General features: G+C 38.7%; 28 protein-coding genes. 13 read left to right on the top strand and 15 right to left on the bottom strand.

Translation table 11 applies throughout. The features are described from left to right. Positions 1–3: 3 nt before the first annotated feature. From kdpA to ACHWSC_RS02705, 4 genes are all read right to left on the bottom strand, one after another. The gene (gene kdpA, locus ACHWSC_RS02690; protein WP_394675717.1) at positions 4–1,689 is read right to left on the bottom strand and encodes a potassium-transporting ATPase subunit KdpA; all 1,686 of its coding nucleotides are present in this window, start codon (positions 1,687–1,689) and stop codon (positions 4–6) included. 141 nt (positions 1,690–1,830) lie between these two features. Continuing rightward, a complete protein-coding gene (locus tag ACHWSC_RS02695; protein WP_075994865.1) occupies positions 1,831–1,908 on the bottom strand; it encodes a potassium-transporting ATPase subunit F in 78 nt (25 codons plus the stop codon). Continuing rightward, complete coding sequence (locus ACHWSC_RS02700) at positions 1,909–2,286, bottom strand: hypothetical protein (RefSeq protein WP_394675718.1); 378 nt, start codon at positions 2,284–2,286, stop codon at positions 1,909–1,911. It abuts the gene before it with no gap. Positions 2,287–2,313: 27 nt separating this feature from the next. Then, the gene (locus ACHWSC_RS02705; protein ID WP_257786997.1) at positions 2,314–2,436 is read right to left on the bottom strand and encodes a hypothetical protein; all 123 of its coding nucleotides are present in this window, start codon (positions 2,434–2,436) and stop codon (positions 2,314–2,316) included. Positions 2,437–3,118: 682 nt separating this feature from the next. On the opposite strand from ACHWSC_RS02705, the gene ACHWSC_RS02710 reads away from it, so the two are divergent. The 3 genes from ACHWSC_RS02710 to ACHWSC_RS02720 all read left to right on the top strand — a co-directional run bounded on the left by ACHWSC_RS02710 (position 3,119) and on the right by ACHWSC_RS02720 (position 5,309). Next, positions 3,119–3,850 (top strand): DUF1080 domain-containing protein, encoded by a 732-nt coding sequence (locus ACHWSC_RS02710; protein ID WP_394675719.1) that lies wholly within the window; start codon positions 3,119–3,121, stop codon positions 3,848–3,850. A 382-nt stretch (positions 3,851–4,232) separates the two neighbouring features. Then, positions 4,233–4,793, top strand: a complete 561-nt coding sequence (locus ACHWSC_RS02715) for a hypothetical protein (RefSeq protein WP_088162082.1) — start codon at positions 4,233–4,235, stop codon at positions 4,791–4,793. Positions 4,794–4,847: 54 nt separating this feature from the next. Then, positions 4,848–5,309 (top strand): hypothetical protein, encoded by a 462-nt coding sequence (locus ACHWSC_RS02720; protein WP_394675720.1) that lies wholly within the window; start codon positions 4,848–4,850, stop codon positions 5,307–5,309. Positions 5,310–5,385: 76 nt separating this feature from the next. On the opposite strand, the gene ACHWSC_RS02725 is transcribed toward ACHWSC_RS02720, so the two are convergent. From ACHWSC_RS02725 to ACHWSC_RS02740, 4 genes are all read right to left on the bottom strand, one after another. Next, positions 5,386–5,856 carry a hypothetical protein gene (locus tag ACHWSC_RS02725; RefSeq protein ID WP_075993232.1) on the bottom strand — a complete coding sequence of 157 codons (471 nt, stop codon included), beginning with the start codon at positions 5,854–5,856 and terminating at the stop codon, positions 5,386–5,388. Positions 5,857–6,017: 161 nt separating this feature from the next. Continuing rightward, a complete protein-coding gene (locus ACHWSC_RS02730) occupies positions 6,018–6,335 on the bottom strand; it encodes a multidrug efflux SMR transporter (protein ID WP_075993233.1) in 318 nt (105 codons plus the stop codon). A 78-nt stretch (positions 6,336–6,413) separates the two neighbouring features. Then, the gene (locus ACHWSC_RS02735; protein WP_088162085.1) at positions 6,414–6,971 is read right to left on the bottom strand and encodes a Crp/Fnr family transcriptional regulator; all 558 of its coding nucleotides are present in this window, start codon (positions 6,969–6,971) and stop codon (positions 6,414–6,416) included. A 17-nt stretch (positions 6,972–6,988) separates the two neighbouring features. Beyond that, complete coding sequence (locus ACHWSC_RS02740) at positions 6,989–7,531, bottom strand: DUF4269 domain-containing protein (RefSeq protein ID WP_394675721.1); 543 nt, start codon at positions 7,529–7,531, stop codon at positions 6,989–6,991. A gap of 123 nt (positions 7,532–7,654) precedes the next feature. Here ACHWSC_RS02740 and ACHWSC_RS02745 point away from each other — a divergent pair, with 123 nt between their 5' ends. From ACHWSC_RS02745 to ACHWSC_RS02755, 3 genes are all read left to right on the top strand, one after another. Continuing rightward, a complete protein-coding gene (locus ACHWSC_RS02745) occupies positions 7,655–8,023 on the top strand; it encodes a DUF1801 domain-containing protein (protein ID WP_394675722.1) in 369 nt (122 codons plus the stop codon). Positions 8,024–8,212: 189 nt separating this feature from the next. Further along, positions 8,213–11,479, top strand: coding sequence for a carboxypeptidase regulatory-like domain-containing protein (locus ACHWSC_RS02750; protein WP_394675723.1), 3,267 nt, complete (start codon positions 8,213–8,215; stop codon positions 11,477–11,479). 63 nt (positions 11,480–11,542) lie between these two features. Further along, on the top strand, positions 11,543–12,487 hold the full coding sequence (locus ACHWSC_RS02755) for an MBL fold metallo-hydrolase (RefSeq protein WP_394675724.1): 945 nt from the start codon (positions 11,543–11,545) through the stop codon (positions 12,485–12,487). 41 nt (positions 12,488–12,528) lie between these two features. On the opposite strand, the gene ACHWSC_RS02760 is transcribed toward ACHWSC_RS02755, so the two are convergent. After that, positions 12,529–13,128: a nitroreductase family protein gene (locus ACHWSC_RS02760; RefSeq protein WP_394675725.1), complete on the bottom strand. Its 600-nt coding sequence runs from the start codon at positions 13,126–13,128 to the stop codon at positions 12,529–12,531. A gap of 142 nt (positions 13,129–13,270) precedes the next feature. On the opposite strand from ACHWSC_RS02760, the gene ACHWSC_RS02765 reads away from it, so the two are divergent. Beyond that, on the top strand, positions 13,271–13,567 hold the full coding sequence (locus tag ACHWSC_RS02765) for a winged helix-turn-helix transcriptional regulator (RefSeq protein ID WP_394675726.1): 297 nt from the start codon (positions 13,271–13,273) through the stop codon (positions 13,565–13,567). 34 nt (positions 13,568–13,601) lie between these two features. Beyond that, positions 13,602–14,126, top strand: a complete 525-nt coding sequence (locus tag ACHWSC_RS02770) for a Crp/Fnr family transcriptional regulator (RefSeq protein WP_394675727.1) — start codon at positions 13,602–13,604, stop codon at positions 14,124–14,126. Positions 14,127–14,250: 124 nt separating this feature from the next. Here ACHWSC_RS02770 and ACHWSC_RS02775 read toward each other — a convergent pair whose 3' ends face one another. Together ACHWSC_RS02775 and ACHWSC_RS02780 are read right to left on the bottom strand one after the other, a co-directional pair. Continuing rightward, positions 14,251–15,159 carry an NAD(P)/FAD-dependent oxidoreductase gene (locus tag ACHWSC_RS02775; RefSeq protein ID WP_394675728.1) on the bottom strand — a complete coding sequence of 303 codons (909 nt, stop codon included), beginning with the start codon at positions 15,157–15,159 and terminating at the stop codon, positions 14,251–14,253. 10 nt (positions 15,160–15,169) lie between these two features. Continuing rightward, on the bottom strand, positions 15,170–15,778 hold the full coding sequence (locus tag ACHWSC_RS02780) for a class I SAM-dependent methyltransferase (protein ID WP_394675729.1): 609 nt from the start codon (positions 15,776–15,778) through the stop codon (positions 15,170–15,172). Between the two features lie 266 nt (positions 15,779–16,044). On the opposite strand from ACHWSC_RS02780, the gene ACHWSC_RS02785 reads away from it, so the two are divergent. Continuing rightward, the gene (locus ACHWSC_RS02785; RefSeq protein WP_075993244.1) at positions 16,045–16,707 is read left to right on the top strand and encodes a DUF1349 domain-containing protein; all 663 of its coding nucleotides are present in this window, start codon (positions 16,045–16,047) and stop codon (positions 16,705–16,707) included. A gap of 51 nt (positions 16,708–16,758) precedes the next feature. Here the strand turns inward: ACHWSC_RS02785 and ACHWSC_RS02790 are convergent, their stop codons facing one another. The 4 genes from ACHWSC_RS02790 to ACHWSC_RS02805 all read right to left on the bottom strand — a co-directional run bounded on the left by ACHWSC_RS02790 (position 16,759) and on the right by ACHWSC_RS02805 (position 21,152). Beyond that, positions 16,759–17,538: a helix-turn-helix transcriptional regulator gene (locus ACHWSC_RS02790; RefSeq protein WP_088162096.1), complete on the bottom strand. Its 780-nt coding sequence runs from the start codon at positions 17,536–17,538 to the stop codon at positions 16,759–16,761. A 31-nt stretch (positions 17,539–17,569) separates the two neighbouring features. Beyond that, positions 17,570–20,125: a BamA/TamA family outer membrane protein gene (locus ACHWSC_RS02795; RefSeq protein ID WP_394675730.1), complete on the bottom strand. Its 2,556-nt coding sequence runs from the start codon at positions 20,123–20,125 to the stop codon at positions 17,570–17,572. Between the two features lie 90 nt (positions 20,126–20,215). Beyond that, the gene (locus ACHWSC_RS02800; RefSeq protein WP_394675731.1) at positions 20,216–20,641 is read right to left on the bottom strand and encodes a GNAT family N-acetyltransferase; all 426 of its coding nucleotides are present in this window, start codon (positions 20,639–20,641) and stop codon (positions 20,216–20,218) included. 55 nt (positions 20,642–20,696) lie between these two features. Continuing rightward, entirely contained in the window at positions 20,697–21,152 is a 456-nt protein-coding gene (locus ACHWSC_RS02805; RefSeq protein WP_307185797.1) for a DUF1572 family protein, read from the bottom strand. Positions 21,153–21,301: 149 nt separating this feature from the next. Here ACHWSC_RS02805 and ACHWSC_RS02810 point away from each other — a divergent pair, with 149 nt between their 5' ends. The 4 genes from ACHWSC_RS02810 to ACHWSC_RS02825 all read left to right on the top strand — a co-directional run bounded on the left by ACHWSC_RS02810 (position 21,302) and on the right by ACHWSC_RS02825 (position 24,938). Continuing rightward, on the top strand, positions 21,302–21,577 hold the full coding sequence (locus tag ACHWSC_RS02810) for a hypothetical protein (protein WP_313182351.1): 276 nt from the start codon (positions 21,302–21,304) through the stop codon (positions 21,575–21,577). 76 nt (positions 21,578–21,653) lie between these two features. Further along, complete coding sequence (locus ACHWSC_RS02815; protein WP_394675732.1) at positions 21,654–22,967, top strand: ATP-binding protein; 1,314 nt, start codon at positions 21,654–21,656, stop codon at positions 22,965–22,967. A gap of 90 nt (positions 22,968–23,057) precedes the next feature. Continuing rightward, positions 23,058–23,657 (top strand): TetR/AcrR family transcriptional regulator, encoded by a 600-nt coding sequence (locus ACHWSC_RS02820; protein WP_046674552.1) that lies wholly within the window; start codon positions 23,058–23,060, stop codon positions 23,655–23,657. A gap of 78 nt (positions 23,658–23,735) precedes the next feature. Next, positions 23,736–24,938 (top strand): efflux RND transporter periplasmic adaptor subunit, encoded by a 1,203-nt coding sequence (locus ACHWSC_RS02825; RefSeq protein WP_075993251.1) that lies wholly within the window; start codon positions 23,736–23,738, stop codon positions 24,936–24,938. Positions 24,939–24,951: the final 13 nt, after the last annotated feature.

The following is a 24,951-nucleotide window of genomic DNA, read 5'->3' on the forward strand; positions in this document are numbered from 1 at the left end:
GTACTACATGGAAAAATATTCCGCAATTGGACCCAATGCCAACGCAGGGAAGAAAGAGAGTGCTGCAATAATCACGATCACAGCGAATACCATTAAACCGAATGTACTTGTATCTGTTTTTAGCGTTCCCTCACCCTCAGGTATAAATTTTTTCTCAGCCAATAATCCCGCAATAGCAATTGGGCCTATAATCGGTATAAAGCGGCCGAGTAACAATACGATACCTGTCGAAATGTTCCACCAAATTGTATTATCTCCAAGACCTTCAAACCCACTACCATTGTTAGCTGCGGATGAAGTATATTCGTATAATATTTCACTAAAACCGTGAAATCCAGGGTTATTCAATGTAGAAGCACCTTGGGCTGGAAACGCTGTAGCAAGTGCTGTACCGACAAGGATTAGAAAAGGATGGGCAAGAGCAACAATCATAGCGATTTTCATTTCCCGCGCTTCAACTTTCTTACCCATAAACTCTGGTGTGCGCCCCACCATCAAGCCACTAATGAAAACGGCGAGTATAATAAAAATGAAGAAATTGAGTATCCCCGCGCCTACACCGCCATAAAAAGCATTCACCATCATCGCTATAAGTTCGTTCATACCAGATAAGGGCATGTAACTATCATGCATAGAATTGACAGAACCCGTCGAAATCATCGTTGTAACAATACTCCAAAACCCCGATGCCGCTGCACCAATACGTATTTCCTTTCCCTCCATGGCGCCCATAGACGTGTCAATACCCATCTGTGCGATCGCTGGATTTCCAGCCATCTCCATTTTTATATTTGGTATTGTCAGGATGATAAACCCAATGGTCATCACACCAAACATCATCCATGAAAATTTACGCTTGCGAATAAAAAAGCCGAATGCAAATATCATCGCCATCGGGATAATAAACTGGGCAATCATTTCCACCATATTGGTCAAATAATTGGGATTTTCAAATGGATGCGCACTGTTCGCACCGAAAAAACCACCTCCATTTGTACCAAGATGTTTAATTGGGACAAAGGCAGCTACCGGTCCTCGGCTTACCTGTACGGTATCTCCAGCGACAGTAATCATGCTGTCCTTACCTTCGAAAGTCATCGGCATGCCTTGGAATACGAAGATGGCAGCAACCAAGACAGAGATAGGCAGTAAAATCCGGGTGCAAGACTTCACAAAGAAATCGTAAAAATTGCCCAATTGTGTTGTTGTCTTATCCCTAAAAGCTTTAAAAATAACAACTGCAGCAGCCATTCCCACGCCTGCGGTCACGAATTGAAGAAACATGAGCCAAATTTGTCCTAGATAGCTCACTCCTGATTCACCGGAATAGTGCTGGAGATTACAGTTGACCAAAAAAGATATACTGGTATTAAAGGCCAAATCAGCAGACATTCCAGGATTCCCATCTGGATTTAAAGGCAAATGTCCCATATTCATCAGGATAGCCATGCTCAACAGTAACCACAGTAGATTAATTGTCAAAAGAGCAACGAGGTGCTGTTTCCAAGTCATCTGGAGGCTAGTATTAATTCCTGTCACCCGATAAAAAAATTGTTCCAATGGTTGAAACAATGGATCTAACCAGGTTTTTTCATTGCCATATACCTTAGCTATATATTTCCCAAGGGGAAGTCCGAGTAGTAATGTTACGATGAACATCACTATGATTCCAAGAATCTCTGTATTCATTTCTTTAGTTGATTTGTATAAAAAGTGTATCATGACCGATCGTCATCTAACCTCAAGCTCTTCTTTTCGCTATATAACACGAAAAGAACTGACTGAAAGCGGGATTTCATCGCCGACGATAGAGAATGAGTAATCTTGTTATTAAAATTTTTCTGGCTTTAGAAGTACATAACAGATATATGCAAAAACCAGTAGTGCTACAATAAATAAAGCTGTCATTTACTTTGATATTAATAGATTATGAATTTGTTGTCCTTTAAGGACCTCTAAAAATGGTGTTGGCAGCTGAGCTTCGATTACCGCCCATGCATTGACCGAACTGATGCGCCGAAGACCTCCTAAAGATCTTACAAAGAGATTTTCCAGAATGTATTTGACATAATGGTTTCCTCGCCCATAAATCATTCCGAGGAAATGAATATGCTGGCAAATTTTGTCCGTACTTTGCAATATAATTAAGCTCCGAAGGTGATTAATAACTGCCTGTAGGGCTCCTGCAAAATTGTGCTTCCGCAATAAGAAATTAATCTCTGATCGGATTTCCTTATAATGGAGCGCCATATACAAACCTGCACCGTATTGATTTAATTTTTTCATGTTGTGCGTAAAACTATACTTCAAAATCTAACCGATATAGAGTTGAAAAATCATTGCAATAATCAATACCACTACTATGATCTTCGCTATACGGTCTCCCGATAAATTATGCGCGGAACTTCTGCCTTTATTTTCTTGCTTCTCTTTCATATTATTTCTTTCATATTTTGCCGAAAAAATCGACCATTTTATAGAATAACCAGAAGAACAAAATTCCAGTTATGACGAGTATGATTGTTATTACCATTGTTAAATTTTATTAGTGAATCGCGATTTCATTTTGTTAAACTCAATTACATACCAGCAGCTTTGCCGATCCTCCCCCTCGGAGGGCTCTTGCCACATACTTTTCTTTTCCGTCCTGTTTTCATATTTACATTCATTTGTCCCAATAAGCCAAACAGCGTTCCACTATGCCAAAAAACACCATAACACACTATTAATCAGGTGTTATAAAAAAATAAACCACAAAATAACATTGGAGAATCCTATCATTTTGATAAGGTTATTTTATCAAAATGAGAATGACTATGCTGAAAATGTGATCAAATCATTATAATGTGTAACTTGTCATTTATACGTGAAAGGTGACCAAAAAACATAGAGGGTTTGAACCGGTCTATTCTATAAAATGACGGAAAAGAATATTTTAAAAATTCATAAATGAATAGGAGAATAGGTGAACCTCCGGATGAATATTAGCAGAAGTACTCTGTAACAAATTTGCAAAGGAACATGAAATTATCGCCAAAAGTTCATATTAAAAATTATTTTAGGGGATACATATTAAATGGGAAAACTTATTAAAGAGACACTTATACAAATAAAAACAATGATAAACTTAAACCTTTTCAAAAAAATCATCTTATCGGTCTTTATGGGCTGTATTTTACTCTCCTGTCAAAATGAAAAAAGCAGTCCGAATACATTGACAGAAGAAGAGCAAAGTAACGGCTGGCAACTTCTATTTGATGGTACCACGCTTAACAATTGGCATACCTACAATAATAGTAAAAATGCTCCTACAGCCTGGGTCGTTAAAAATGGAGCTATTTACTGCAATCCAAACAGTGAAAGCCAAAAATATGACTTAGTATCGGACAAAGAGTATAAAAATTATGAGTTTAAGTTTGAATGGAAGCTCGAAAAAGAGGGAAATAGCGGTGTTTTTGTCAATGTACAGGAAAGACCGGATATCAATGCGACCTACCATTCAGGACCAGAATATCAATTGTTAGCAGATTCCCATCCTGATTTTGATAAGCCACTAAAGCGTTCCGGCTGTCTTTATACATTTCTACCGCAGCAAAACTTTGTCAATATTAAAGCACAGGATGATTGGAATGAATCCAGTATTATTCAGAAAGACGGAAAGGTAACATTCTACTTGAATGGTAAAATCACTGCTGAAATGGATTTTAATTCCGCTAAATGGAAAGATTTGGTAAAACATAGTAATTTCAAAGATTATCCAGAGTTTGGTAAACACATCAGTGGGAAATTAGCACTACAGGATTGGTCCAGAGGTGTTTCATTTAGAAACCTAAAAATAAAAACCTTATAATAAAAAAGTCCTTAGCAAATGCTAAGGACTTTTTTATGCAATAGCCTCAGCCCCATCATCCCGCTTTAACCCTCCTATTATCTTCCTGTTCCGCTTTCAATCCCCGCCTTTTGTCCACTGTCTTTGCCAATGAAATACGTCAGGAGTTAAGCTCTCCCATCGCTAGACATTCAGTCCTTAATAAAGGATCTGCACCTTGATTTGAAAAAGATGCCTTATACACCCAAAAAACTTCACAAGCCTTTAGTAAGCTAAAAAGAATTTAAAATCAAAATATTGATTAAATAAGAAATAAAATACTATGCAAAATAAATTGTAGCGAATTAAATTTCAAAAACGTTACCTAAAGTAAGTCACATAAAATCCTGACTTAACTATATTAATGAAGAAAATTATATTCATCGTCCTAGTCTCCTTGATTTCGTTGGAAGGATATGGGCAAGAAAACATGCAAAAAAAATCAGAAATTAGGGTGGGTTATGGCCTTATTCCAGTCCAAGAGATCGGTACAATGCTCGGTGAGGGAATATTTATGGGTTTACTCGGAAGAGAAGTAGAACATTCCAGCGGAACTGGCACATTTACTGCCGGGTATTCACGTAATTTAAACAAAAGACTGTCTATAGGCATCGACGGATTTTATGGTAAAAATACGGTTTCTTACAAAGATGATCTTGGGGATTCAAAATGGAATGTTTTTGGGGGACTTTTGAATATGCAATATAGCTATTTGAATAAAACTAAACTTAAACTATATGGAAAAGGAGGTTTGGGCTATGCAAAATTTAACAATAGACAAAAAGAAGATAGAGAAAGCTTCGGTGCGCTATCCTATCAATTCACACCGATAGCCATTCGTTATGGCAATAAACTAGGTGTCTATGGCGAATTTGGATTTGGTTACCTTGGGATTGCAAATGTCGGGATATCCTTCAAATTGTAAATTATCCAATTTTGGTGTTTCATTAACAGTTAAAACAAAACAAACAAAAAAAATATGATGTTAAAACTTACAATATCAGTAATTGCTGTCGCACTCGCTGCAAGCAGTTGTTCAACAACATTGAATACGAAAAAAATGAATACGGATACAACTGGTCTTTCCGTAAAAATTCAATCAACAAATGCTATTGCAGTTAAAAATCCAACGGGCAAGATTAGTCTGTATGCAGTTTCGGCCCAGATAGCAGATGTACCAGCTACAATGATTCTGGAAAAGAGTTTTACAGCGAACCAAATACCTTTTGATCTCAAACTCGATTTACCTAAAAATCACCTTAAGCTCATCCAGCCTAAAGTCAGTGACGCTGAGCCCATAAAATACTACGTAACATTAGATTGGGATTCCAACGGAGACGGCGAAAAGGGAAAAGGAGATATTGCGATTGACTTCAACAAAAAGTTTCCTACGGTGGTCATTGGACAAGAAAATGAAATTTTTGTCGCAGAATCCAAATAATAAAAAAAGTTTCCCAAGAGGTATTCGTCGGAGAACGAGATAGCTCTTGGGAAACCACACTTCAATTAGCAGTAAACTACCGCCAGTCAATTCTTGTATCTATCCAGAAACAATCTCTATTCCGCCGAAATAAGTCGTCCGGTCTTTGGTGATTGTAGATAAGTTCTTCCAAGGCGTTAAAATTATAGCGAAACATGTCTTCATCTTTTGATTGAATGGGGCGCAGAATTGAATCTTCATCATCGATAAAAATGTCGGATTCAAAAATATTGATTCGATGCGCATTCACCCATGCAATAGCCGTCTCCTTACTCATGCGCTCCAATGCTTTGGTCGCTTCCTGAAATTGTTTCATTTCCCAGGGAAGATCTTCGGGATAATGTGAGGCAATATAGTCTTGATAAGCTTTTATATCACCTTCACGGAGACATTCGTTGCGAAGCAACAGCCTTGTTGTATCCCGAGCAAAGCTAATATACTCCGGTCGCATAAATAGGCCGTACCTTTTACTATACAATTCTATTTTTTCAGCTAGTTCTTGCCTCATAATTTAATTGCGCAGCAAAAATCATCCCAACCTACTTTCTTCTAATGAGTTTAGACTAAAAAAAAATAGATTTTATATATTTTTAACAATCCAATTGAAGAAAATTGAGCGCACATTCTATTTTTTTTCGTACACTGAAATAAATAACATTTCCAATATTTTTAAAAAATCTTTAAGCCAATAATTCCTGCGACGATCAATGTTGCAGACAGGAGTCTAAATACATTGGCCGAATCTCCGAAAAAAAAGATTCCGACCATTAATGTTCCCACTGCCCCTAAACCTGTCCATACGGCATATGCTGTACCTATAGGAATAGTTTTTTGAGCATAAAATAATAATCCGCCACTAATGCTCATGGAGACAATAGCTAATAGAATCCAACCAAATTTATTGGAATCTGGCTGTTGAGCCATTTTTAATCCGAGCGGCCAGCCAATTTCAAAAACGCCAGCAATAATCAATGCAATCCAATTCATTTTCAATAGTTTAAATTTCTAAAGCAAAGATAATCGCTATATAAGGGGCATTTTTTGACTTATATCAAAATCGTGTACTTATCGCCGTATCCGGCTAAGCGTCTCCTGTGTAATTCCTAAATATGATGCAATATGGCCAAGATTAATTCTATTTAACAAATTTGGCTGTAGGCGGATGAGAGATTGATATCGTTCTACTGCAGATTCGGTATGCAGGGACATAATCCGTTCTTCAAGAATAATACAAACCTCCTCAGCAATCTTTCGGCCTATAAGATTTAGTTCAGGATAAATCCTATACAATTCATTCAAATCGTCCACAGAAATTGCATAGATCTCGGAGTCTTCCAGAAACTGAATATTTTCAAAAGAGGGCTTTTCAGTATAAACGGGCAAAATAGATCCAAAAATCTGGTTTTCTTCACCAAACCAACTGTTCATTTCACGTCCATTTTTTAAGAAATAAGCACGAATCAGTCCTGTACGCAAAACAAAATAGCTTGATAAATGCTGCCCTTCCCTCAAAAAATGCTCACCCTTTTTCTTAAAAAAATAACGAGTTCTATTTTCTACCGCTTTCTCAAGTGCTTCATTGAGATAGCCATATTTTTTAAATTGTTCAATTAGGGGATTCATACTATTTTAGATTAAAATCATTCATAGTTTATCGAATTATCTGCTGGATTATACTTTAGAAGTTCTGTATATGCATCGCCTTCAATTCCCAATAGCTGACAAAATGCCGGCTCAGTTTTTACCCCGCTCCTTTTGAGCTGTCTGACCTGCTCAGCGAATTCTTCCCCCCTCAATTGAATGATTTCATGCTCTTTAAGCATATGTAAATATCCATTTTGAATTTCAGTTGCTTTATCCGTTGCATAAATTTCAAAAAGCTGTTCCTCAATCGAGAAGCTGCACACGATTACATGACCGGTAGCCCGCTGTAACCGAAAATGTGCATGCTGCGAAAAATTAAGAGACAGCTTTTCTTCAAGAGCATCAAAATCATCTACACACAGAATAATGTCTATATCGCTCCCATCAATATCTATCTGAATCGGTATCGTACCAACTACAATCGGACTGTAGCCCTCAAGACGGTTAATAATCTGATAATCCCTCAGTAACCGATAGGCTTTTTTTTGCACTTTATTTCCACTCTTCAAATACTCTATATTTCTAAAATTTATGGTCATAAGCAAATCGATAATTCGATCACACAAAATAGGTCAGAATATACTAAACAACAAAAGAAAATTGTAACTAAATCATATAAAAAAGGATAAGTCTTGTATCTTTATTTGCAACACATCATTCATATGCAGGAGATCCAACATTTCTATCTGAACCAGAAAGAACCAAATAAAAGCTGTCTTTTAGCATTAAGACATATTATTCTTCAACAGGATACGGATGTGAGTGAGACCATAAAGTACGGTATGCCTTGCTTTTCCTATAGAAAAAAAGCATTCTGTTACCTTTGGACCGACAAGCGGACTACATTTCCGTACCTACTGATGGTTGAAGGTAAACATTTGGACCAGGTACAACTGGAAGCAGGTCAGCGTCTTCGGATGAAAACATTGCCTATTGATCCACAGGAAGATCTTCCGATAGACACAATCGAAAGTATTCTGACGGCCGCCTTAAACCTCTATCGCAATGGCACAATTAAAATTAAAAAATAGCCATCAACCAGTGAAATAACCTATCATCAACCATTAAACGATAACCTATATAACTACCAAATTAAGGTTTCATATAGCAGCGATTGTGGAAATATTTAAATAATATTTACTTAACACAAAATCAATAATACTCTCCTACCTTTATCGCGGTTTAAAAATCACCTAGTCATTTAAACAGCTACAAAACAAATGAGAAAACATTTGATTACCAGCATTTTGCTAAGCACAATTGGTACATCACTTACCTATGCGCAAAATGAAACCACCTCTGCTCTGAATGGAACCGTCAGAGAGGGAAATTCGCCAATCAATGGGGCGACAATTGAAGCCATACATTTACCTTCTGGGACAAAGTACGTTACTTCATCGCGAAGTGACGGTCGCTACAATCTCCCCAATATGAGAATTGGTGGCCCTTATCAAATCACCGTAACTTATCTGGGTCATTCACCCAATATCAAACAGATCGAGAAACTAGCTTTGGGACAAAGCTCAACATTAGATATTCAGATGCAGTCCGCATCGCAAGTGCTGGATGAAGCTGTCGTTGTAGGAACGAGACAGGGAAAAGTCTTCAACTCCGGCCGAACAGGTGCAGCACAAAACATTTCCCGAACAGCGATTCAAAATCTACCTACACTCAATCGAAGCTTTACAGATTTTGTCAAACTGACCCCTCAATTTTCGATGCAGTACGGTAATCCTTCTTTTGCAGGAAGAAGCAACCTTGCAAATAACTTTACGATCGACGGAGCGCTATTTAATAATGCTTTTGGATTACAGGGAACTATCGGAAGTCAAACAAACTCGCAACCCATCAATATGGACGCCTTTGAGGAGATTTCAGTAAACATCGCTCCTTATGACGTCAGACAAAATGGTTTTACCGGCGCTGCAATCAATGCTGTAACAAGAAGTGGTACAAACGAAGTACAGGGTTCGTTAAATTATTATTTCAGAAATCAAAATTTAGTCAACAAATACAATTCGGCCGGGTTAAGAGCACCGGTCAACAACTTCAGCTTGAAAGGCTATGGTTTTACCGTAGGGGGGCCAATTATCAAAAACAAGCTATTCTTTTTTGCAAGCGGTGAGCTTGAGCGAAGAACAGACCCAGGAACAAATTTTATAGCTTCACGTGGAGGAAATACGGGGCCGAATATTTCAACCGTATCTGCGGAGAAACTTGATGATCTAGCCAACTACCTAAAATCGATCGGCTATAATCCTGGATCTTATCAAGATTATCCTTTAGATACACGCAGTGACAAATTTTCCGTTAAATTAGATTACAATATCGATCAAAAAAATACTTTAAGCGCCAAATATTTCTACTTTCGTTCCTATCGCGACATCCTACCATCCAATAGTGGTGCGCCAAAAAATAATCGGCAACCGTCCAACCTTGGCCTACCTTTCAGCTCAGCAGGCTACGGTATAAACAACAACATGGACAATGTGAATTTAGAATTACGCACACGTATTAGTAGCAAATATTCAAACTCATTGACCGTAGGTTACAATGTCATGAACGATTTTAGGGAATCCAAAGGCGGTCAGCCATTTCCTTTGGTAGACATCATGAACCCCGACGGTAGTAGCATGACAGCATTTGGTTACGAACCATTTACAGCATTTAATAGTTTAAAGACAAAGGTATTTCAAGCTACAAACAACTTTAATATTTACGCCGGAAAACATGAGATTACATTGGGAGCCAATTTTGAAAACTACAAAACCACCAATGGATTTGCACCGAACTATTATGGAGCCTATACATTTGCCAGTTTAGATGATTTCTACAACTCTGCAAAAAATAATGTTTCTAACGCAACCAAATACCAAATCCAATATTCTGTTTTACCTGATGGGTCATTTCCTTATGCAGAGATTTCAGCACGTATGTTTGGCCTATATGCACAGGATGCCTATGCTGTAAATGATCATTTTAAATTGACTGCTGGATTGAGAGCCGATTTGACCAACATATCATCCCCCAATGAACTGAAAAATGATAATGTAACCAAGTTGAATTTTGATCAAGGTGAAAAGATCGATGTATCAAAATATCCAAAGAGTGCAATTCTTTGGTCGCCGCGAATTGGATTTAATTGGAATGTCAATGGAACAAATCAAACGCAGGTACGTGGTGGATCGGGAATTTTTACAGGTCGTCCGCCATTAGTATGGATTTCCAATCAGGCCGGCAATAATGGTGTTATGTTTGGTTCTGAATCCATCAATAATCCAACAAATAGACCGTTTACACCTGATGTGGATGCTTATCGCAATGTGAACCACCAAACTGCAGCCAACAACTCTAGTTATAACTTGGCGGTAACGGATAATAACTTCAAATTTATGCAGCTTTGGAGAACGAACCTTGCCGTTGACCAAAAATTACCGGGCGGTGTTATTGGTACTTTTGAAGCCATGTATTCGAAAGATATCAATTCGGTTTATTTCCGTAACGTCAATCTAAATACGACGGACGGAAAAGCTTTAGCTGGTGCCGATAACCGTATGCGCTATACAACACCACGTATCTATGGCGCCGCACAACCGACTCCTGAAAATCCTAACATTTCCGACGCTATTGTGATGTCCAATACATCAAAAGGCTATAGCTACACCCTGACAGGAACATTATCGAAAGAATTCAAAGGTGGTTTCTTTGCAAATATCGGTTATACCTATACAGATTCAAGATCTGTGAACGATGGAGGATCTATTGCGCAGTCAATGTGGCGTGATCGTTATGTTTCGGGCAATCCAAATAGTGCCGATCTTTCATATTCAACTTATCTGGTTAAAAACAGATTTATTGCCAACTTCTCTTACCGTAAAGAATACCTGGATCATTTAGGAACGACATTCTCTTTATTTTATCAACTGCAGGACGGACCTCGTTACTCTTATACCTACGGCGGTGACCTGAATAATGATGGTTTGTCGGGCAATGACTTGATCTATATCCCGAATAGTAAAGCTGAAATTGCTCTTGTTGGCGACAATGCGCAAGACACTCGGACAGCTGATCAACTATGGTCTCAATTGAACGGCTACATTAATCAGGACAATTACCTGAATGCACACAGAGGCCAATACGCGAAACGTAACGCATTGGTAGGAAAAATGATCGGAACACTGGATATTCGTATCGCGCAAGATGTGTTTTTAAATACCAGCGGAAAGAAACATCAATTGCAGATTACTTTTGATGTATTTAATTTCGGTAATATGATCAACAAAAGTTGGGGAGTTGCCCAATTTGCCAACAAAGCAAACGGTATCTTAAATTACAAAGGATTGAATGCTCAGGGGCAACCAACATTCTCATTCCCGTATTTAGATGCAACAAATCAGATTCCTTTAACCAACACTTTCTCGAACAGTGTGGATGAAACTTCACGCTGGAGAATTCAGCTGGGTGTACGTTACCGATTCAACCAATAAACAAAAAATAGTGTAAATTTGAACCCATCCTATAACAAAGGATGGGTTTTTAGTTTAATAATCATGAAAAAACTAGCGCTTTCCATTTTTACATTTCTTGTGACCATGACCTGTCAGGCACAGCATTTTGACCTTGTCCCGCTGGGAATATATGGTGGCGAACGAGAAGACAATCTTTCTGCTTATTTAGTAGGAACTCCAAAAGACACGGCCTTCCTTTGCCTCGATGCCGGAACCATAAATACAGGCATCAGAAAAGCCGTTGCATTGAAAAGTCTAAATGGTTCGGTCGAAACAATTTTACATAACCAAATAAAGGGATATTTCATTTCCCATGGACATCTCGATCATTTATCGGGTCTTATTATTAATTCTCCTGCCGATAGCAAAAAGAACATTTTTGCTATCGATCCGGTCCTTCAAATTCTACAAAATCACTATTTTATCACGGATACCTGGATCAATTTTGGGGATCAGGGCCAAAAACCCATACTGGGAAAGTATCATTACAACAGTTTACAAGAGGGGCTGGAAACGCAAGTACCAAATACGACATTATCTTTGACGGCATACGAGCTGAGCCATGTAAATCCATATAAAAGTAGTGCTGCCCTCGTCCATTACGACAACCACTATCTCCTTTACCTTGGTGATACCGGTGCCGATCGGGTGGAAAAATCCAATCAGCTAGATAAGCTCTGGAATACCATTGCCCCACTGATCAAAAACAAACAATTAAACAGTATATTGATTGAAGTCTCCTTTCCAAATAATCAACCGGAAAATTTACTCTTTGGTCACCTAACCCCCAATTTATTGCTAGAAGAACTGCTAAAGCTCAAAGAAAAAACGGGACTGAAAAACTTGGAAGGGCTAAGCATAGTGGTCACACACCGAAAACCAACTGGTAACAACCCTGAAATCATTAAAAACGAATTGCTCAAGAATAATCCACTTAAAATAAATTATATTTTCCCCGAACAGGGCAAAAAGATAAGTTTAAACTAATTTAAAAAAGATGAAACCGATAGTGGTTTCATCTTTTTTACCTAGAACTCTTCAATTATATCTGCAATTGTCAAGCGTGATTTTGCGGTAATTGCAGGCTGATTTGCATCCTCCACATGTCGATAGCCAATAGCAACTGCAAACAGCGTCTGATAGCCATCGAGTTCCAGTATTTCATCGTAGACGGAATTTTCAATTCCTTCCATCGGGGTTGCGTCAATATGATTTGCAGCACAGGCTGCAAGGAAAAATCCCAAAGAAAGATACACCTGTTGCTTCATCCAGGATTGAACATGGACCTCCCCTTTCGACTGCAAAAATTGCTTATAGTAATTAATCGATCCCTCTGGAAGCGTGTTTGCGATCTGCTCTTCAAAGCGATCTACATCGGTAAGTGCACTAAAGACAACCAGATGACTTGCCTCATTTATCTTCTGTGCGTTCCAATAGGATGCGGCAGCGAGTTTTTGCTTCATGTCCCCAGAAGAAACAAAGAAAAACTTCCATGGCTGGCTATTGATGGAAGATGGACTCAATCGGATTATTTCCTTTAATTCAGCGATTTTCTCCTCCGGAATTAGCGCTTCTGAATTATACTTTTTCGTTGTGTAACGTTGCTTTGCAATTTCTAAAAAAGCCATAACATACAAGATTAAATTAACTATATTTTTTATAGTTGCAAACTTAAATATAGTGTTATATATTTGCAATAACGGTCAAACTTGATAGTAACAGATGTATTTGATAGACAACAAACAATATCCATGCAGTACCAGCCTGACTATGAAATACATAGGCGGCAAGTGGAAGGCAGTAATTTTGATTCATTTAATTGAAAAAAAACGCTATAATGAACTGAGAAAAGAATGCGTCTTAATTACAGAGCGTACATTAAGCTTACAATTAAAGGAACTTGAGGCTGATGGTTTAGTAAAACGTACAGTACATACCGACAAAGCTCCTTTGAAAGTAGATTACGAACTGACAGAGTTCGGAAAAACACTTGTTCCACTACTTGAGTCGATCGCAGAATGGGGAAGAGAAACAGCCGGTCGGACCGAACGGATTCAACAAATGTAAAATCAGCAACTTTCGATCACTCAAATCAGCCAAAATGAATGAGCATCTAAAAAAAATCAATACTTTAATTGACGGTTTTGATGCGGAAACAGACTCAGCATTACAGGCCATTTCCAAAACCAAAAAATACAAAAAGGGCGAATTTCTTTTATATCAAGGTGAGGCCTGTAAGTCTAGTTTTTGGATAGAGGAAGGGATTACGAGGAAATACTATATGAATGAGAAAAAAGAAGTAACGACTGAGCTACTTTTTAAACATGATCTCGCAGTCGCCTTTAGCAGTTATGTTTCGAATCAGCCTAGCAGGGAGTTTATTCAGGCAATTACAGACGTTACTATCTCGTGTATGGATAAAAACGCCTTTCAGTATCTCAAAATAAATCATCCTCAACTCATTCAACTCGATCTTTTAATGACAGAATACTATACAATGTGGTTAGAAAAACGTCTGTTCGAATTTCACACTCTCAGCGCCATGGAAAAGTATAAGCTACTCCTTAAGGAGCAACCAGATTTCATACGCCATATACCGCTTACCTATATTGCTTCTTATCTTTAAGACAAGCATCGAACTAGAGACGCGCTTAAAGACTGCTTTTACGCATCAGGAAGTTTTTGTGATATAAACTTCCTGATGAATTAACAAATTGCGATCACAGCCGGAAAACCGATCAATGCGGCCACTAAAAAACCTCGTCGACAAGTTCTTTATTAACCATTGCTCCAGCTAGGTTTCCTGTAGCAACAGCATTCGCCACCGAACGCATCATACTAGAATTATCTCCACAGGCAAAAACTCCTGCAATTGAAGTTTTTTGAAAATTATCTATTTTGATATGTCCCTGTTCCGTTATTTCACAACCTAAGGCGGCAGGAATAGCCGAATGTTGCCTAAAAGGAATGGCAGCATAAACAGCATCGAAGGCAAGTTCACAACCGTCTTTTAATTGTACCTGCTGGACCCATCCATTCTTGTGCTGGATTTTACTTATTTCTTCTTCAATAATCGAAATACCGTGTAACTTCAGTTTTGCTTTCTGCTTAACATCAAAACTAGCCTTACCCGAAGTCAATAGCGTTAAGTCGTTCGAGAGATTATTGACCAATCCCGCTACATGAAGTGCACGCTCTCCATTGGCCATAATAGCAGTTTTTCCTTTTCGAAATTCATAACCGTGACAATATGGGCAATGGATAACCGAAATTCCCCAACAGGCTGAAAATCCTTGTATACTAGGCATGATATCTTCCACACCAGTCGCAAAAATGAGCTTTTTAGCCTGAAAGACATCCCCATTTTCGGTGGTTATTTCATACCCTGTAGCTGTCTTCGTGCCGCTCACAGCAAGCCCTTTCTGGAACTTGACACTCGGGTAGTTCAGGACTTCTTCCCTTGCTTTTTTCGCTATACTGAGCGGCTTTTCACCATCATGCGTGATGAAATTATGGGAGTGCGGCGTCTGTCGATTACAAGGTAGCCCACTATCGATAATCAACACATTCCGCAAGGAACGTCCCAATGCCATCGCTGCAGAAAGCCCCGCATAACTTCCCCCAACAATAATTACCTCATAGCTTCTATCATCTTTCATATATACATTATTAAATATTAATCCTTTTCTGACAAATGATGAAGTAGAATGGAAAATTTTCCTCCACTTCCCTAATTTCCATTAATCCATAGGGATCGAATTCGGCATGAATGGAATCAACATCGTAAAAGAACATATGTACTCCACCAAACATTGCAAATCGATCAGTGCCTATGGCCTCCCCCTTTCTATAGATGCTTGCTAGCTTTGATACGGTCGTAAAAATCATATAACCTCCTTCAGCTAATTGGTCAAAACAATGCTGGATTAACGCATTACGTTCTTCAGCATCCAATAAATGAATAAGCCCGTAACAAAATACACCGTCATATATATCCTGATCAAAAGGCATTTCATTAACTGAACCATGATGGATAACCGTATCTGGCCCAAAGGATTTCCGAGCGAGCTCTATTGCCGTTTTCGAGATCTCAATGCCTGTAATTTTTATTCCATTTTCCAAAAAAGGGCGACCGTTGCGACCGTAGCCGAACCCAGGAATCAGTATATTTTTGATGTTATGTTCCAAAAAAAAGCCCACTGCAAACGTTGTAGACTTTGCGGCTTCATCCCCCCACATTTCTTGCTTCTCTATAAAATTACGTTCCCAAAATTCCATGCTACTGTTGCTTATAATGTTTAAAATTGAAATCGATCCTGTTTGCTATACCAATTCGGTACTACAATGGATTAAAAGTCAACTCAGCGAAGATAGTATTTTTCACTATTGCAACTATGTAGCAAAAACAATAAATGCAATTAAATTGCAAATAAATTACAATAGGATGAATTATTGAAATCATGGTTATTTATCAGTATTGAAAACCTGTGCTATGCTTAAATATCTTTGCTGATGAAAATGAATATCATCACAAAAACAAAAACATGAAAACTATAAAGACATTTTTAGCAGCTTCATTATTTCCATTGCTTACGATACAGGCCAGCGCACAAAAATTGGATAAGATGCTTTGGTTTAACGAACCAACAGAATGGAACATCAAAGACAATTCACTGTCGATGTTCGTTACGCCTAAAAGCGATTATTGGCGTATCTCTCATTATGGATTTACAGTAGATGACGCGCCCTTTTTCTATACGCTACGCGGGGGAGAGTTTGAAGTCAAGGCGAAGATCTCGGCGAACTATCAAACCCGGTTCGATCAAGCAGGTATTATGCTGCGCATTGATCATGAAAACTATATAAAAGCAGGAATCGAATTTGTTGACGGAAAATACAATTTAAGTACGGTAGTTACACATAAAACAAGTGATTGGAGCATTGTTCCGATCGATAAGGAAATCCCCTACATCTGGATCAAAGCGATACGTCGATTAGATGCTGTCGAATTTTTCTATTCCTTTGATGACAAGGAGTATATCATGATGAGAAATGCCTGGCTACAGGATAATCACCCTGTTATGGTCGGTCTAATGGCAGCTTCACCAGACGGCAATGGCTTTCAGGCCAAATTTGATTATTTTACGATCAAACACCTTGCAGACCAACGTCGAAGCAAATGGCTGAAAGAGAATAATTCAAACTAAAAATACCGACGCCCATCTATAAGGTTGCCTCAGGTGGGCGTTGTCTTAAATCTAGTCAGTATGATCCCGCTGCATCTTGTTAAACACACTCACTGCTTCATATGAATTTCGTACACGAAGCTTTTGGAGTATATTTTGCCGATGCCGATTAACTGTATTTATACTCAGACCTAGTTTTTCGGCAATTCGCTTGCTAATCATTCCCTCCTTGATACAGCTTAAAATTTCTTTCTCGCGTGTGCTAATCGAAGTTTTTGCGCCATAACCATCCAGGTGATGAACCACGCCCGTTACCTGATTGAGAATATAATTTCGGAGATTGACTGATGTTTCAGTTTCTGGTAATAGGGTATAACAGCATAAAGCCAACTGTGGAAATTCCGGTCCCGGGGTGTCCAAGTAAAAAATTTGATGGGACAGCTGCATGATTTGCCCCTCTCGCCCCTCGACTCGCAGGACACTGTTTGCTTGATAATTGAATCGCTCCGCCAGATCCATTTTTTTGACCAAGTCAAGAAATTGAAGCTCCAAAGCATGCTTGATGGCCAAATCGTCGGGGTAAACACGTTCGAGAAGAAAATCCTCCCAAATACCGTTTATTTCCATTTTCTTTTCACCTGCAGGAAGATAAAGTCGCTCTGCAATTGTTCCGATATAAGTATAACTCCAGTTCGCTGTCAGGTCACTCAATACGGCTATACCATTATGAATGTCGGCAAAAGTTTTTGCGTAACTCTTATAGTGTTTTAGCACAGATAAATCGATGCTGCTATTTCTTAGCCTACGTTCCGCAAAATTTTTATCTAATTTTTTTTTGATCTCCGATTTCATTTCATACTTAAAAAAGCTTCATTTTAGGTCTTTAAAAAGAAAGTCCAACGCGAAGATAAGGCAATGTTGCTTCTTTACTAAAACCAATTACCCCCTGAATAGTGAGCAGGTCTCCAGGCATAAAATAAATTCCACCGCCGTACCCCATATGCCAGTCATTGGAATTTTCATGACTCATCCATACCCTTCCGACATCATAAAAACCAATTGCCCCGACTGTTCCAGGGACGATATAAGAAGAGTAGCTAAATAATTTTAATCGCATGTCAAAATTATTATAAAGCGCTGTTTTCCCAGTGAACCGTCGGGAATTATACCCTCTTAAGCTCATTTCCCCTCCAATTTGCGCATGCTGATAAAAATAGGGATCTCCCCATACCGCATCAAATCCCACACGATTTGCGAAAGTAATATAGTTGTCTGCAACCGTTTTATAAAAACTCATGGAATGCTGCAATTTTGTATAGTTGCGGCCCTCCCCTCCAATTTCAGCATTCCAGCCCAGCCTGGTATGTACGTGTACTCCAGATTTAGGATTGGCCATATTATCACGTGTATCATAATCTATCCCGCCAGTAAGCCCAGTGAAGAAATTACTTCCATAGATAGGTTCCGATGGATATTTTTGATGGAATTCCTCAAAATAACGTCCAACATTATTCGATTCTTTACTCGTATAATATTCGGAAGAAGATCCATAGAACACCTTGAATTTAGGTTCTAGGTACTTTTCCAGAAAAATGTCACCGTTCACAAGATCAAATCGATTTCGGTAATACGAAATGCGCTTTGAATCCGATTTATCGAAAATAGTATTGTTTCCATATCCAAAGAAATTACTCAGGTTTTTGGGACCAAGGGACGAAAGATGAATATAAAGATCATGTCCTGCAACGAGATCTTTGTAATTACCTTTGTAATCAAACATAAATGATTCGCGGCCGGTCAAATAACTGCCTAGAAACTGATGCCGATAGTCATAAGGCTTCTTTCTGAACCCCTGATTCTCGATCATATACCCCAGTCCAAAAATAAGTCCACGATCAACCCCATAATCTAGGTTAAAAACGACCCCTTTACGATCATAGATAAAATTTTCATAGTCAAACTTATGGACAGCGCTGTCTTTGCTCAACTTCAGATGAATAGCATCATCAACCTGCATAGCACCCGGCACCTGATTTTTACCATCATAGATATAAACTTTGCTGCCATTGGCAAATTTATCAGTTGTACGATATAGATTCTGTCCATCCCCCCCGATTAGCCGGATCTTTATGGGCGATTTGCCCGATCCATGTAACTTATATTCATCAGTGCCCGATATGCCATATATACGAACTTCTTTGGTCTGATCAGGTACAAAGGTGCGTTTTAGCAATTTTCGCCCTTCGGTACCATCTTTTTTCTTGTTGTGGATATTGACAGTGACCGAGCCATCCTTATTGTAATCGACATCCACAAATTCAGATTTGGCGGACAATGGTAGTTCAACGACACGCGCAAGAAATCGATAGTAGGTCAGTCCGCTTTCCATCAGCTCGTCCCTTCTTGAACGAATATTTGTTTCCAATTCATTCGCACTCATTTTCACAATTGTATCAGGCATCGTTAACATCGCTTGATGAATCAACGAATCCGTCAATGTTTTCTGAACAAACTGTATTTCGTCAATCCATTCATCCTCTGTAAGATGAGTGAGAAAAAAATGATCAAAAGTACTCGCATTAAAATTCCAATGGGGCACATTTCGGATATGAGGACTAAAGGGTTGCAAATGAGCCTTCAGCCATTGATAGGAAAGTAATGTGGGAAATACACCCGAAGTTTTATAATATACCTTATCCCGATCCCTTGGGACGGGAGTGTAGATCTTTTTACCTTTTTCCTTTTCGGGATCCCAACGCCAATTATCCTGATGACGATCCCAGTCCCCAAGCGTAAAGTCGAGCATCCGCGCACGTAGTGTGAGCTTCTGATCAATTTGCGTATCGTTGTCTTCCAACACTTTACGCATTACTTTTGCGCTATTATCTGTTTTTTGATCCTCAAAAGGGGTGCGCGCCTCAAACATATAGGCCCTATTTTTAAATACCTCACGATACTCGCCAAACCTAGGATCATCTCCTACAAAAACCAGTTCTGGCGAAGCTGAAGGAATGCCTAAGGCTTTATTAAATGGCGGAACGGTCAATGCACCAAATGGATGATGTATCGAAATCTGATCTTGTACTATATCTTTTGCAAATGTCTTTCGAAGGCTTTCCGGTAGGCTACGTTCAGGGTATTTCTGAATAGACCTAAGAACCCACTCCCTACCCATAGAATCTACCAGTCGAAGTGACTGTGTCTGCATGCCACCACCCAACTTAACAATCTGAAGCCCGCCCCGCTCTGTAGCGAGATCCATCACACGCATCCTAACAGGAGTATTATATAATTTACGGTAACTATCTCCAAGCCAAAATCGATGCAGTAAACCCACTCGGTCATATTCAGGTGCGATCACCGTGGTAATACTGTCCATACGTTGTGCATGCGAATTAAAAACACAGCAACAGGCAATTAATGTAAAGATTCTTCTCATTTTATCTAAGTCGGGTCTTCGAGAAATCAACAGTCGATACAGGTAGAATGTTTGATGGTCTCGATATCTAATTGGGCTAAAGTTCACCTTTTAAAGCAAAGAATCAAAAACTTTCTGCTCCTTTTTTAGTATAAAACCACTATTTTGATAAAACGTATGGCTCTCGGTCCGAATGCTATTGCATCTTACACGCAAACGGTAACAATCGATAGACCTAGACCAATCGGATGCCGCATGCAATAATAATCGGCCTAGCCCCCGACCTCGATATTCTTCATCGACAACCAAGCCAATGATTTCTACATAAACACCAGTCTCCATACTGATGACCTGATGAAGTTGAATCCAGCCAACTGTTTTATTATCAATAATCCCCACAAATAAAGCATACTCCTGCTTCCGCAACAGATCCTCCAAAATAGTTTTCGTTCCTTCAATATCGGCTGGATAACCCAGCTGTTCGGTCAAGGTTGCAAGCTCCGGAGCATCAGATAATACCGCTTTTCTTATGTCCATACTATAAATTTGTTTCCCATGTTTTAGAACAAGAATAGGTTTACCAATACATTAACTATACCTCAGGTTGATCCAGCAGTCGCCGGTGATAGTTTATTTGGCCAAGGTGATAAGTTAGATGGGTGGTCAGATGAACAAGCAAATACTGCGTTGTTGTTTTTTCCTCAAACACGAGTATGGGATATATCTCAAGAAGGTTCTCCTCCGACAACAGATCCAGAGAACGTGTAACCACATCAATCGTATCATCTATCTGATCTAATAATCGTGTTCGAGGAATGTCTTTTAACGAAAACTCAGCCGCTCGATCTCTGATATACCCAGTCTTGCCTATTTCAGCACCAATATATGTTTGAAGATTTCCAATCAGGTGTAAACATAAGTTGCCAGCTGAATTGGAAATATCACGTTCAATAAGCCATATATTTCCTTCCTGTTTGTACAAAGAAATTTCATCACGCAGCCTGTTTAAGTCCCGTCGGAAAAGGTTTTTTAAAGTTTCTATAAGCATAGACTAAATTTAGGTATATTTTCTACCAAAAAAGCAACTTCTATATCAACACATCAACTTTAGTCGTCAATGGCGATATGTATACGAATGAAAAGTATACATCTCCACATGATATTGTGTAATTTTAAGCTACTTAAAGCCCAGTAACCATGAAGATAGTTTCAAATTTCCCAAAGAAAACCTGGGTAATTTTTAGTGTAATAACAGTTGCGGCCACCATTCTCTTCGCTAAATGCGATAGTCCATCCGATGGAAATGACAGATTGGGCTTTCCATTTCCTTTTTATGAATATATTGGCGGCAAACGCTCAATTGAACCTGAGATTCGAAGTAGTTTCAATTTTATTTATCTTCTTTTCGATCTTATTATCTATTTTGGACTTGCTTATTTTTTCACATTTTTAATCAAGAGATCTAAAAAATAGTGTACATTGAAATAGAATTAATCGACCAAATTATTTCCATCTTTTTTTACAAGTTTTAAGCTAAACCGCCTTTACGATGAAGAGGAGCACAAAAATAACCAACCAAAGTATCGAATCTGCAGGACTTCCCAAAGACCCTAAACATGCCATTGCTGAATATATCTGGAATGGATTTGATGCAAAAGCCACACAGATCGAACTCTCCATAGACAGTAATGAATTAGGCTACATTAATCGTATAAGCATACAGGACAATGGTGAAGGCATTCCCCTAGAGACGCTTTCTTCCTCATTTGGAAACTTTTTGGATTCTATAAAAAAGAACAGCCTCAAACGCAGCTCCTATACAAGAGGAAAAAAGGGAAAGGGCCGATTTTCGTTCTCGCTTTTTGCAACACGTGCAATTTGGAATACTGTTTTTCAGAAGGATGAATATTTCTCAAACTACCGAATTCAAATCGATCGCGAAAGTAAAGAGCAATATGATATCAGTGAAAGCACGCCAGTAGTACATAACAATACAGGAACACAAGTTACTTTTGAAGGCATTTTTGGACTTAATGCTACATTTTTTGAAAGCGATGACTTTAACAATTTCCTCGCACAAGAATTCGGTTGGTTTCTCTACTTGAATAAAGAAAGGAATTATGCCATACGCGTCAATGGAAGGCTGTTGGTTTATGATCATTTAATCCAGGAGACAGACCACCTTTCGTGGACAGGCTATAGCCCGGATCGTGATACCTCTTATCATTTTACCATCAATTACATTCGCTGGAACCAGCAAATTGGTGATCGATATTATTATTATTTTCTTAATAGTGATAAAAAGGAAATTGCCAAAGTACTTAGCAGTTTCAATAATAACGCGATCAATTTCCACCACTCTGTCTATGTGGAATCTAACTTCTTTGATCATTTCGAACAACAAGATATCCTCCTATCTACAGAAGATAATCTTTTCTCGGGGAAAGCCAAACAAGTTATTTATCGAAATTTACTTGCCGAGTTACGTGATTTACTCGATAGAAAACAAAAAAAATATGTACTTGAGCACGCTGTCGCGGTAAAATTAACAGATCTTGAAAGAAAGGGCCTACTACCCGCCTACAACAACTCGGAAAAGGATAAAAAAAGAAAAACCCTATTGTTAGCATTAGTACAGGAATTATATATTGTAGATCCACGCATTTTCTTCGGCATTAAAACAGACCTTATCCGCACCTATCTTGGTTTCATCGACCTGTTATTGCAATCGGAAAAAAGTACGGAAATTCTCCCTATCATCGAACAGGCACTTCCCCTAACTGAGAAAGAAAAGAATCGCATAAAACAGATTGTAACCCTTGCTGCAAGCCCTGAAAACGCTTCTTCCGAACCGAAAAAATAAGACCTTTTTATTTAATGACTTTTAGATGTCAATAAATAAAATTAAAAGTATCACTTTTGCCTAACACTGTTAAATTATTTACGCATTAGCATGGGTAGTAAAGAACGCATACAACGGCTCAAAGATGAGAATAGAACCAATATTCTAGATGCTGCGCTCCAAATCGTCAAAGAAGAAGGATGGCAGGCCCTGAGTATGCGCAAAATTGCAGATATTATTGAATATACTGCCCCCATGATATACGAGTATTTCGCCAATAAAGATGCCATCTTGATGGAACTTGCCAACCAAGGCTATCTCCTGCTTGCCAAAAAAGTAAAGCAAGCCAAATCAACTGAAACCGATCTGGAGAAACAATTGGAAGCAATGTGGTTTAGCTATTGGGATTTCGCCTTCGAAGAACGTGAATTGTACCAATTAATGTTCGGTGTGGGAACAGCCTGTTGTGGTTTTGAAAAAACGTATAAATGTGCTGAATCCCATGGAAAATTGATAAGTGATGTCATCCGTGAAATCATGAAAGAGAAAAATCCATCCGAAGAATTGATCTGTAGAAAGTATTTTACGTACTGGTCTATTATACATGGATTGATTTCGATCAATCTGGTAAACCAAGGCAATGGCGATAATACCAATCAAGAAGTATTAAAGGATGCTATTTATGGCATTACACGCTCCCTGACTGACTAAATTTTTTTACAGCAAAAAATACAACGTTAAAAAATCTAACACCGTTAAATACACCAAAACTTCAATTTTTAATATCACATGAAAACAAATTTATCACCAAGTCTTAAAAAGATTTACGTTCCAACACTTAACAGTGTTAAACGAATTAATATCGTAAAGACTGCATATGTGTTGAGTGCAATCTTTCTATACAGTTGCTCAACCGGAACAAGTAAACCCATTGATCCACCACCAGTTAACCTTCCGGTCGTTACCATCGAGAACGGTAACGAGACAGTTTACCAGGAATATCCAGCGACTATTGAAGCTTCCGCCAATATTGAGATCAGACCTCAGGTAGAGGGAATTTTGGAAAACATCTATGTTGATGAAGGAGCCAAAGTAACTAAAGGTCAAGCACTTTTCAAGATCAACGACCGCCCCTATCAGGAACAATTAAACCAAGCGAAGGCAAATTTACTGGCAGCAAAAGCTAGTCTGGAAAATGCGGAGTTAGAAGTCGAAAAGAAAACAAAGCTGGTGAATACCAAAGTACTGACAGACTTCCAGCTAAAAACAGCTATTAGCGCACGTAATGCCGCTAAAGCAAACGTACAATTGGCACTATCGGCCGTTGAAACTGCGAAAATCAATGTCGGATATACGCTAATACGGGCTTCAGCCGAAGGATACATCGGTAGATTACAGCGCAAACAAGGGAGTTTGGTTGGTCCCACAGACGCACAACCACTTACCGCATTGTCAAATGTAAGAGATCTTCATGTTTATTTCTCACTGGGAGAAAATGACTTTATCGCATTCAAAAACAATACGGAAGGGAGTAATTTACAACAAAAGCTTCACAACCTCCCTCCGATCAGCTTAGTTCTTTCGGATCAGACAATTTATGATCAGAAAGGAAAAATAGATATGGTGGACGGGCAGTTTGATAAAAATACCGGTGCGATTACACTTCGTGCAACATTTAACAATCCGGAGGGAGTTTTGCGCAACGGAAACACCGGTCGTGTAAGACTACAAAAGAAGTATGCACAAGCATTATTGGTACCGCAGCTTGCTACCCTTGAAATGCAGGATAAAATCTTCGTTTATACCGTTGGTAAAGAAAATAAAGTTGTTCAACAACCTATTACTGTCATTGGAAAAAGTGGTGCAAATTACCTGGTAAGTAAAGGGCTGAATGCGGGAGACCGAATTGTCTACAAAGGCATTGACTTGCTTCAGGATGGTCAGAAAATTACACCACAAGCCTTATCAAGAGATAGCATCAATTCATTATAATATTAGAAAATCA

Origin of the sequence: uncultured Sphingobacterium sp. (assembly GCF_964277905.1) — a bacterium.
Taxonomy (GTDB): domain Bacteria; phylum Bacteroidota; class Bacteroidia; order Sphingobacteriales; family Sphingobacteriaceae; genus Sphingobacterium; species Sphingobacterium siyangense.